The 3,257-nt window shown below is 32.7% G+C and carries 6 protein-coding genes; 3 read left to right on the top strand and 3 right to left on the bottom strand.

Features of this window, described 5'->3' with window-relative positions:
• Positions 1-416, top strand: a 416-nt coding sequence (locus L988_RS13935; protein WP_231549823.1) for a hypothetical protein, incomplete at its 5' end; no start/stop codon positions are given.
• Positions 417-720: 304 nt separating this feature from the next.
• On the opposite strand, the gene L988_RS05770 is transcribed toward L988_RS13935, so the two are convergent.
• Together L988_RS05770 and L988_RS13240 are read right to left on the bottom strand one after the other, a co-directional pair.
• Positions 721-918 carry a hypothetical protein gene (locus L988_RS05770; RefSeq protein ID WP_047382492.1) on the bottom strand — a complete coding sequence of 66 codons (198 nt, stop codon included), beginning with the start codon at positions 916-918 and terminating at the stop codon, positions 721-723.
• Between the two features lie 56 nt (positions 919-974).
• Positions 975-1,379 carry a D-Ala-D-Ala carboxypeptidase family metallohydrolase gene (locus L988_RS13240; RefSeq protein ID WP_052191712.1) on the bottom strand — a complete coding sequence of 135 codons (405 nt, stop codon included), beginning with the start codon at positions 1,377-1,379 and terminating at the stop codon, positions 975-977.
• Positions 1,380-1,810: 431 nt separating this feature from the next.
• Here L988_RS13240 and L988_RS05760 point away from each other — a divergent pair, with 431 nt between their 5' ends.
• Positions 1,811-2,191: a RadC family protein gene (locus tag L988_RS05760; RefSeq protein WP_197053943.1), complete on the top strand. Its 381-nt coding sequence runs from the start codon at positions 1,811-1,813 to the stop codon at positions 2,189-2,191.
• 42 nt (positions 2,192-2,233) lie between these two features.
• Positions 2,234-2,518 (top strand): hypothetical protein, encoded by a 285-nt coding sequence (locus L988_RS05755; protein WP_047382490.1) that lies wholly within the window; start codon positions 2,234-2,236, stop codon positions 2,516-2,518.
• 513 nt (positions 2,519-3,031) lie between these two features.
• Here L988_RS05755 and L988_RS13805 read toward each other — a convergent pair.
• The coding region (locus L988_RS13805) for a hypothetical protein (RefSeq protein WP_047382488.1) at positions 3,032-3,257 on the bottom strand (226 nt) is incomplete at its 5' end.

Raw genomic sequence — 3,257 nt, 5'->3', positions numbered from 1 at the left:
CCGGCATCCCCCATCTCGGTACTCCCTTTTTTGGGGGACCGCTCTTGGGGGTGGCCAATGCCTTTCCCTCATTTTGCTCCCTCTGGGTTAGGATCAGGCTCTTTTTTGCTGAGTTAGCAAAACTGAAAGCTAGATTCAGCAGAGCCTTCACGGGCAAGGGGCAGCAACTTCGCCCACACTTCAATTCCCCACCCTCCCTCTACTGCTATCTTGTCGGGGCATTCCCATTTTTTTGTAGAGATGAAAGACATATTATCTATCCCAATCAAAAAAACTATGGCGGAAATCCACAGATCTCTCCTCTATCTGTAATCTCCGCCAGAAGTTCGCTGAGCGAACTTTTTAAAAATAGAAAAGCAAGTGACAACTTGTCACTTACTTTTTTCAAAAGAATTAAAGTAGAAATAGCCACTTAGCTCATCGCTATCTCCCTCTGGTCGGTGCTGGGGTAGTGCCCGTATTTACAGTCAGTCCCTCATGCACGCTTCCCTGCCGGTCGCTTAGTACTCCGCTCAAGAGCAAGAACGAGTTCTTGTCTTAATTGGGAAGGGGCTCGAAAATGACGAATAACAGCAACGATAAATAGACATACGTAGATTCTCTTCGCCCCTCAACCTTTTTCTTTTCCCTCCCTCCCTCTACTGCTATCTTGTCGGGGCATTCCCATTTTTTCGTAGAGATGAAAGACATATTGTCTATCATCAATAATAAAATGCGTGGTTATGCTAAAATTTCTAGATTTCCATAAATATCAAACCAGTCAACAATCTCGTATATAGGTTTATTTTTTTTCAAACACTCATCTATTTTTTGAATTATTATAGATTCTTTCACATCTGGAAGTAAGATAATAGGAAATGAATCATTGAATTTTTTGTTATACTCTTCTACTTTTATAAATAAATTTTCACTATACATAATACCCTCCGTAATTTTAATATGATGAAAAAGTTCGTTGAGCGAACTTTTTTTAATTACTGTTTCCAATATTTATTGCTACCTTTTTTTAGAATTGTTAAATGAATAAAGTTTTGTTCTGGATAATAGATTATCTTATCCATAAAAGGATAATTTTTTTCATAAATATAGTTTGCTACTAAATTCAAATTAGCTCCAGATATTGTAAAATCTACAGCAGTTCCATATTTGTGTTGAGAGTTTGTTGCACCATTTACTGCTTTATTCAATTTCTCATCTCTATAAAAAGATAAAATAAACATAGGTTTAGCTAGATCATCTCGTATTATTTGTAATTTTTCTAAAGTGTGGTTAATATTTTTGATTGTCAATGCATCATTAGGTAGAATAGCTAGATTGGGGTAGGATGCTGATACAGCAACTTCTTTAATTTTAAAATTTTTAGTTTCCTTTATCTTCAAATTAACACCTCCTTTTTGTATTTATTCAATTTAAAGATTAAATTTCCTAAGTTCGACAGGCGAACTTTTATACAAAAAAAGGAGGAACCTCTGTGGGGGGACTACAGAGGTTCTGGGGGGATTAAATTATTATATTATTAGCCTTTTATATAATATTTAGACATAGGTTTTTGGAAAAAAGTTTTAAAATATTTTTAGGCAGATTTAGCTCAAGAACTTTTTATTTTGGTCCTTAAAAATTTATATCTCTGTAGGGGCTTTCTCGGTTTTTGTATTTCTCTCTCGCCTTCTGCAGGGTTTGTTGGGGTCGGGGGTCTCGCCCCCCGGCGGCGAAGCTAAGAACTTTTTATTTGTATTTTGTAGGAGGTAGGCTATGAAAAATATTTTAGATGTTTTAGGTTTTAAAAGGTGGTATTAAATCAGAAAATGTGTTGTTGAAAGGTAAGGCTGATTTAATATCTTATCTGAATTTACAAATGGGATATTTGAAACATGAGGAGTTCAAAGTTTTATTTTTGGATAGTAATAATAAAATTGTAAGTGATGAAACTCTTTTCTGTGGGACTATTGATAGAAGTGTTGTTTATCCTCGTTTGATAATAGAAAAAGCTATTCTATCAAGTGCCAAGGGAGCTATATTTGTACATAACCATCCAAGTGGAAATTTGACTCCATCTAAAAAAGATATAGAATTGACTCTTGAAATGCAAGAGATTTTTGACAAAATAGATGTTAAATTGTTGGACCATTTCATTATTTCAGAGACTGAGTATTTCAGTTTTTATGAGAATGGATTAGTGGAGTATTACTAGGGTAAAACCTAGTAATACTTTAAAAAAATATGGAGGTGTAGGATGAAAAAATTTGATATTATGGGAAACATTCGAAAAGAGATGAGTTTAAAAAATTTGAGTGTAGGAAGATTGGCCAAGAAAATTGGGATAGATGAAGTAGTTTTGACAGAGTTATTTTTAGAAAAGAAAGTAGATATTGAGATATTGGAAAAAGTTATTGAGGTAGTTTTTGAAAGTTATGAGTTCCAGTATTCTTTCAAAGAGAATCCTTTGAGAGTTTTTACATCTAAAGAGTTGTTGGAGGAGTTATTGAGAAGAGAGAATTTGAAGATACTTGGGAAATAAAGAAAGAGTGTGATATAATGAAGTATTACAAATAAGCTTTGTTATTGTAGTAAGTACAAAAATGGGAAAAGTTCGCTAAGCGAACTTTTTTCATTTATACATCATTAACGGATAAAATAGCAAAAAACCTATAAAAATAGGTGCTAAAATAAAGGGTTCTAAAAAATAGGGTATACTTTTATTACCTAATCGGTTTTTGAAGGGCCTTAAAATCGATTTTAGAGGGTCGTTTTTTGAAGATGTTTTTTGGTGATTTTTAAAAGGTCCCAATAGGAGAGGGATTGTAAAAAATGGTGTTTTAAAAGTAAAGACAGATGTAGGAGATATGAAAATATAAGGCTTAAAAGGCTCTCTATTAGAGTGTTTATAAAAAGATGGTGGATTTAATAATTTTTTATGAATTTAATGTTTCATCTCATGACTAATCCTTAGTGTATTGGGAAGTTTGAGAGGAGTTTTAGATTTTTTTCTAAGATTCTCCTCTATTTAGTTGCATCAGTATTCTATAAATTATTAAGTTTCTATATCTATACTTACAGGAATCATAATTTTAACTATCCAGCCTAACCCATCTTCAAATTGGAAAATTTTTTCATTAGAAATCTCTATGGGATCTCCATCAATTTTAAATCTGGATTTTTCTATAAAATCAAGTAGTTTTTCATAACTTTTAGTTATATTTTCATAAGAGCCCTTATGGATAAGAGTGGCGAACTCTCTTCTTTTAAAAAGTAAATTA

The organism is Cetobacterium sp. ZWU0022 (genome assembly GCF_000800875.1).
Classification (GTDB): domain Bacteria; phylum Fusobacteriota; class Fusobacteriia; order Fusobacteriales; family Fusobacteriaceae; genus Cetobacterium_A.
The sequence above is the reverse complement of the archived record's forward strand: the minus strand, read 5'-3'. Positions and strand labels throughout refer to the sequence as shown.

What these genes read in the sequence shown, in the direction of transcription:
- L988_RS05755 (WP_047382490.1), top strand. Translation starts at nt 2,234, where the DNA reads ATGAAAAAATTTGATATTATGGGAAACATTCGAAAAGAGATGAGTTTA.
- L988_RS05770 (WP_047382492.1), bottom strand. Translation starts at nt 918, where the DNA reads ATGTATAGTGAAAATTTATTTATAAAAGTAGAAGAGTATAACAAAAAA.